The following is a 6,145-nucleotide window of genomic DNA, read 5'->3' as shown; positions in this document are numbered from 1 at the left end:
CTCCAAAAGCCTCCCTGGTGAAATTAGCGCTGTGGAACCACCCGATCCCATCCCGAACTCGGAAGTGAAACGCAGCTGCGCCGATGGTAGTGTGGCTCAAGCCATGCGAGAGTAGGTCATCGCCAGGGTTTACACCCAAAACCCCGCTGCTCACGCAGCGGGGTTTTTCTTATTAAGTGAAGGCACTGCATTTTGCGGGTCCCTTCCGCCCCAAGGGCAAGATCGCGAAGCTGGCGCTGCAAGCGCTGCTGCAACCGTCTCCCTGGTGAAATTAGCGCTGTGGAACCACCCGATCCCATCCCGAACTCGGAAGTGAAATGCAGCTGCGCCGATGGTAGTGTGGCTCAAGCCATGCGAGAGTAGGTCATCGCCAGGGTTTACACCCAAAACCCCGCTGCTCATGCAGCGGGGTTTTTCTTTGTGCGCAGAAAGTGCAGGTAGTGCCGGCCGCTGGCCGGCAACCCGATGGCGTTGCATAGCCCGGTAGATCCACGCCATGCGTAAGTGCTCCGCGAGGAGCATGGCGCCAACCAGGGTTGGCCGCTACCAATCGATTGCCGGCCAGCGGCCGGCACTACCGGCAGATCCACACCAACCGTGGATGAGCCGCCGACGGTACGCAAAAGAAAAGCGGCGCCCCGTGGGGCGCCGCTCTGCTCTCAACAGTGCTCAGTCGAGCATGGCCCGACTTTACTTGGCCGGGACCTTGTCCTTCATCATCGCGTCGCGGGCTGCCTTGAACGGATTGCCTGCATACCAGTTCGGCCAACGATCGCCACCGGCCAGTTCCTTGCCCACGCCGTACATCAGCTGCAGGTCTTCGACGGTGCCGTCCAGCTTCCAGGTGGCGGCGTCGAACTCGTCCTTCGGGCCGTGGTAACGGTTGGCGCCGTAGTCCGCCGCGGCCTTGCGGCCCGCTTCCACGCCACCCTCGCGCAGGTCTTCGCCGCCATCGGCGTACAGGGCCGGCACACCCGCTTTTGCGAAGTTGAAGTGATCGGAGCGGAAGTAGAAGCCGCTCTGTACCGAGGTCTCACCGTGCAGGGTGCGGTCCTGGGCGGCGGCCAGCGGCTTGAGGATGTCCTCCAGCTCCGAGCTGCCGAAGCCGGTGACGGTCACGTCCTTGGCACGGCCGGCCACCGACATCGCATCGATGTTGATCACACCGGCGATCTTGTCCAGCGGGAAGGTCGGGTGGGCGACGTAGTACTTGGAACCCAGCAGGCCGGACTCTTCCAGGGTCACCGCCAGGAACACCACCGAACGCTCCGGCTTCGGCTCCTGGTGGGCCATGGCTTCGGCCACTTCGAGAATGCCAGCCACGCCGGTGGCGTTGTCGACCGCGCCGTTGTAGATGTTGTCGCCGGTCTCACCCTCATGCTTGCCCAGGTGGTCCCAGTGCGCCATGTACAGGACGGCCTCGTCAGCGCGCTTGCTGCCCGGCAGCACGCCGACCACGTTGCGCGACTGCTTCTGTGCGATCTGGCTCTTCAGGTCGACCGCAGCGGTGGCCTTCAGCGGCACTGGCTTGAAACCGCGCTTGCTGGCGTCCTTGTAGGCCTGGGCAAGGTCCAGGCCGGCACCGGCGAACAGTGCCTTGGCCGCGTCGGCGCTCAGCCAGCCCTGTACCGGGATACGCGCTTCCGGGTCATCCTTGGCGGGCAGGTCGTACTGCGGGCCAGCCCAGGAATTCTTCACCACGTCCCAGCCGTAGGACGCGCCGGCGGTGTCGTGCACGATCAGCGCGGCGGCGGCGCCCTTGCGGGCGGCCTCCTCGAACTTGTAGGTCCAGCGGCCGTAGTAGGTCATGCGCTTGCCGTCGAACAGCTTCGCGTCGTCGACGTGGAAGCCCGGGTCGTTGACGAACATCACGACCGTCTTGCCCTTCCAGTCCTGACCGGCGTAGTCGTTCCACTTCTGCTCCGGCGCATCGACGCCATAGCCGACGAACACCAGGTCGCTGGCATCGACCTTCACTTCGGCCTGGCCGGTACGGGTGCCGACCACCATGTCGGTGCCGAACTTCAGTTCGGTGGTCTTGCCGCCCTGGGTGATCTTCAGCACGGTCGATTCGTCGGCCGTGGTCTCGGTCATCGGCACATCCTGGAACCAGCTGTCGCCGTTGCCGGGCTGCAGGCCGATGCGCTGCATCTGGTCGCGGATGTAGTTGACCGTCAGTTCTTCGCCCTTGCTGCCCGGGGCGCGGCCTTCGAACTCATCCGAAGCCAGGGTCTTGACCATCTCGGCGAAGTCGCCGGCGTTGATCTCCTGTGAGAACTGATGGGCGGCCGGCTTCGCGGCAGCGGTATCGGTGGACGGCGTGGCAGCCGGCGTGGATTCGCCTTTGCAGGCACTGAGCGCGGCCGCGGCGGCCAGGCACAGGAGGAGTTTGCGGGGCATCGTCGATTCCTGGAGAACAAAGGGCGGTCGCACCTCACGCGCGACCGGTAAACGCGAGTATCACCGAAGCGGCGGGTGCGACGGGGTTCAGTCGGCCGGCGCGGTTTCGGTATCGAACGGGATCGGCTCGGCCCCGGTGACCGGGCCGATGCGTGCGGTGCGATGCACGTACAGCACCACCTCGCGCTCGAACTGCAGCGGCCCACTGACGACCGCGTTGGGGCCGATGATCACGCGCGGCTTGCGGCTGGCGGTGAGCGAGACACTGAAGTTCGGCTTGCGCACATGCACGCCGCCGTTGACCTGCGAACCGATGCCGACGGTGATGTCACCGTTGACGGTCTCGACGTCTTTGCCGACGCGGCTCTCGACCAGGCCGATGCCGCCGTTCACGGTCTCGACGCCGCCTTCGATCTGGCTGCCGCGATCAGTGAAGATGCTGCCGTTGACGGTGCTGACGCCACCGCTGGCGATCACTTCACGACCCAGGCGGACACCGCCGTTGACGGTCTCGATCTTGCCGGTGCGTGCGCGGTCGGCAACCTTCACCCCGCCGTTGACGGTGTCGATGCTTCCGGTCTCGACGCCTTCGCCGACGCGGATGCCGCCGTTGACGGTGTCCAGCTTGCCGTAGCGTTGGCCGGGTTCGGCGCTGATGCTGCCGTTGACCTTGCTGATGTTCTCCTGGGCGCAGACCGGCCCGGTGACCAGCAGTACGCCCAACAGCAGCGGAATGGATAGAGTTTTCATGGGAACCTCGATGGATGTGCGGCTGGCAGGCCGCGTGCGGAGATGTCACCATTCCCCGGTACCCCCCGCAACTGCCTGAAGTCACTGGAAAGCCCTTGCGCGACAACGCCTTCCCATCACGCCGACATCACATCGCCGCCGTACGCGGCGGGCGCTGGCTGCTGCTGGGGCTGGCTGTGGCGCTGGCCCTGCCCCTGCCGGGTGCTGCGCAGACCACCCGCGAGACCGAGCGCAAGCTGCAGAAGCTGCGTACCGAGCTGAAGGGCGTGGCGCAGGAGCGACGGCAGATCGAAGGGCAGCGTGGCCAGGCATCGCAACAGCTGCGCGAGGCCGACGAGAAGGTGGCACGCACCGGCCGCGCGCTTGCGCAGACCGAAGCGGCGCTGCGTGAGCAGGCCCAGGCCCTGGCCCAGGCCGAGCAGCGCCGCAGCAGCCTGCAAACCAACCTGGCCCAGCAGCACCGCGAACTGGCCGGCCTGCTGCGCGCGGCGTATCAGCTTGGCAATCACGCACCGCTGAAGCTGCTGCTGTCGCAGGACACGGTGGCCGATGCCAATCGCGCCCTGGCCTACCATCGTTACCTGCAGCGCGAACGAGCGCAGCGCATCACCACGCTCACCGCCGACCTGAAGGAACTGGAAGCGCTGCAGGCGCAGATCGCCGAGCGCAAGCAGAAGCTGCAGGGGGCGCAGCAGGACCAGAAGCAGCAGGCAGCGGCGCTGGCGGCCGACCGCCGTGACCGCGCGCAGACCGTGGCCTCGCTCGACGAACGCTTCAAGGACCGGCGCGAGAAGGAACAGGCACTGGGCCAGGATGCCAAGGCGCTGGAAACGCTGCTGGCCAATCTGCGTGCCGCTGCCGCCCGGGCCGAAGCCGAGCGTCGCGCGGCGGCACGTCGAGCTGCTGCCGAAAAGGCCGCTGCCGAGCGGGCCGCACGCCAGGCGGCCGCACAGGGCCGGCCACCGCCGCCGGCAACCAAGGTTCCACCTGCGGTGGCGTCGGCACCGGCACCGAAGGTCGGCGGCCTGGGTTGGCCGTTGTCCGGCAACCTGCTGGCCCGCTATGGCGGCAAGCTGCCCGATGGCCGTACCAGCAGCGGCGTGCTGATCGGCGCGCCGGCCGGCAGCACCGTCACGGCCGTGGCCGACGGCACCGTGGTGTTCTCCGACTGGATGACCGGCTACGGCATGATCCTGATCGTCGACCACGGCAATGGCTACATGAGCCTGTATGCCCACAACGACACCCTGCTGAAGGATGCCGGCGCACGGGTCAGCCGCGGTGATGCGGTGGCCAAGGTCGGCAATTCCGGTGGCCAGGGCGTCACCGCGCTGTACTTTGAGCTGCGCCGTGGCGGGCAGCCGGTCAACCCGGACAGCTGGCTGCAGCGGCGCTGAATCCAGGCCTGCCGGATGCGGGTTGGATTCAACGGGAATTTAGCTGTGCTTCGCGCATAATCGGTGCATGTGCCTTGGGCACGATGCCAACGTCGACAGGAGTGATCCATGCGCGCAGCCCGTACCGCCACCCTCTTGCTGGCCCTGTTGCCAGCGCTGTCCTGGGCGCAGCAGACCGCGCCCGCCCCGAGCCAGGAAACCAGCGGGCAGGCAGCGAACAGCGAGGAGGCGGTGACCTCGAAGGTGCCGCTGGAGGACATCCGCCGTTTCGTGGCCGTGTACAACGCGGTGCGCGCCGCCTATGTCGATCCGGTCGATGACAAGAAGCTGATGCAGTCGGCCGTGCGTGGCCTGCTGCTCGACCTCGATCCGCACAGCACCTACTTCAACAAGGAAGACGCGCAGGCCTTCGACGAGCAGGCCAATGGTGCCTACGAGGGCATCGGCGTGGAGCTGCAGCAGCAGCCGGACAACGCCAGCATGAAGGTGATCGCGCCGATCGACGACACCCCGGCGGCCAAGGCCGGCATCCTCGCTGGTGACCTGATCATCGCCATCGACGGCAAGCCGATCAGTGCGATCGATGCCAGCGAGCCGCTGCGCGGCCCGGCCGGCAGCAAGGTGGTGCTGACCATCGTGCGCGAAGGCAAGCCCAAGCCGTTCGACGTGAGCCTCACCCGCCAGACCATCCGCGTGACCAGCGTGCGCAGCCGCCTGCTGGAACCCGGCTATGGCTACATCCGCCTGAGCACCTTCCAGGCCGATACCGGTTCGGACTTCCAGAAGCACGTGCAGCAGCTGCAGAAGCGGTCCGGTGGCCAGCTCAAGGGCCTGGTGCTGGACCTGCGCAGCAACCCGGGTGGCCTGCTGACCGCTGCCGTGCAGGTGGCCGATGATCTGCTCGACAAGGGCAACATCGTCAGCACCCGTGGCCGCATCAGCATCAGCGATGCACGATTCGACGCGACCCCGGGCGACCTGCTGAAGGGCGCACCGGTGGTCGTGCTGGCCGATGCCGGTTCGGCCAGTGCATCGGAAGTCCTGGCCGGCGCGCTGCGCGACAACAAGCGGGCGCGCGTGGTCGGCAGCCGTACCTTCGGCAAGGGCTCGGTGCAGACCGTGCTGCCGCTGGACAACGGTGATTCGGTGAAGCTGACCACCGCGCGCTATTACACGCCCAGCGGCAAGTCGATCCAGGCCACCGGCATCGTGCCGGACGTCGAACTGAAGCCCGCCGCCACGCCGGCCGAGGATGCACTGCCAGCCAGCCTGAGCGACTACAGCGAAGCGACCCTGCCGGGCCATCTGCGCGGCGATGACGAAGGCACGGAGGGCTACCACGCCGGTGCGGTGCTGCCGGGCGATGGCCCGATCAACGACGCGCTGGCCGAGCTGAAGAACCCAGGCTCGGTGGCCGCACGGTTGAAGGCCGAGGCCGCCAAGGCCGCGAAGGCCGCTGCGGTGAAGCCGGAAGCAAAGACGGATCCGAAGGTCGAATCGAAGGCAGGGGGCAAGCCCGAAGCAAAGCCCGCACCGGCCCCGGCCAAGCCCTGACGGTAGCGCCGGACTGTGCCCGGCGAACAGCCTGCTCATCCGGA

General features: G+C 67.0%; 4 protein-coding genes and 2 rRNA genes. 4 read left to right on the top strand and 2 right to left on the bottom strand.

The features are described from left to right. Positions 1-13: 13 nt before the first annotated feature. Together rrf (AC5P56_RS09590) and rrf (AC5P56_RS09585) are read left to right on the top strand one after the other, a co-directional pair. Positions 14-128, top strand: a 5S ribosomal RNA gene (gene rrf / locus AC5P56_RS09590). Between the two features lie 133 nt (positions 129-261). Further along, a 5S ribosomal RNA gene (rrf, locus tag AC5P56_RS09585) occupies positions 262-376 on the top strand. A gap of 314 nt (positions 377-690) precedes the next feature. Here the strand turns inward: rrf (AC5P56_RS09585) and AC5P56_RS09580 are convergent. Together AC5P56_RS09580 and AC5P56_RS09575 are read right to left on the bottom strand one after the other, a co-directional pair. Further along, positions 691-2,400, bottom strand: coding sequence for a M28 family metallopeptidase (locus tag AC5P56_RS09580; RefSeq protein WP_329768403.1), 1,710 nt, complete (start codon positions 2,398-2,400; stop codon positions 691-693). 87 nt (positions 2,401-2,487) lie between these two features. Continuing rightward, entirely contained in the window at positions 2,488-3,150 is a 663-nt protein-coding gene (locus AC5P56_RS09575) for a DUF4097 family beta strand repeat-containing protein (RefSeq protein ID WP_014645682.1), read from the bottom strand. A 95-nt stretch (positions 3,151-3,245) separates the two neighbouring features. Between AC5P56_RS09575 and AC5P56_RS09570 the strand changes: the two genes are divergently transcribed. Both AC5P56_RS09570 and AC5P56_RS09565 read left to right on the top strand, forming a co-directional pair. Then, the gene (locus AC5P56_RS09570; protein ID WP_014645683.1) at positions 3,246-4,547 is read left to right on the top strand and encodes a murein hydrolase activator EnvC family protein; all 1,302 of its coding nucleotides are present in this window, start codon (positions 3,246-3,248) and stop codon (positions 4,545-4,547) included. A 108-nt stretch (positions 4,548-4,655) separates the two neighbouring features. After that, entirely contained in the window at positions 4,656-6,101 is a 1,446-nt protein-coding gene (locus tag AC5P56_RS09565) for a S41 family peptidase (RefSeq protein WP_329768404.1), read from the top strand. Positions 6,102-6,145 lie beyond the last annotated feature (44 nt).

This window comes from Stenotrophomonas sp. YJH_SMC_131, from assembly GCF_059367975.1.
Note: the sequence above shows the minus strand (reverse complement) of the source record. Positions and strands in the feature narration are given on the sequence as shown.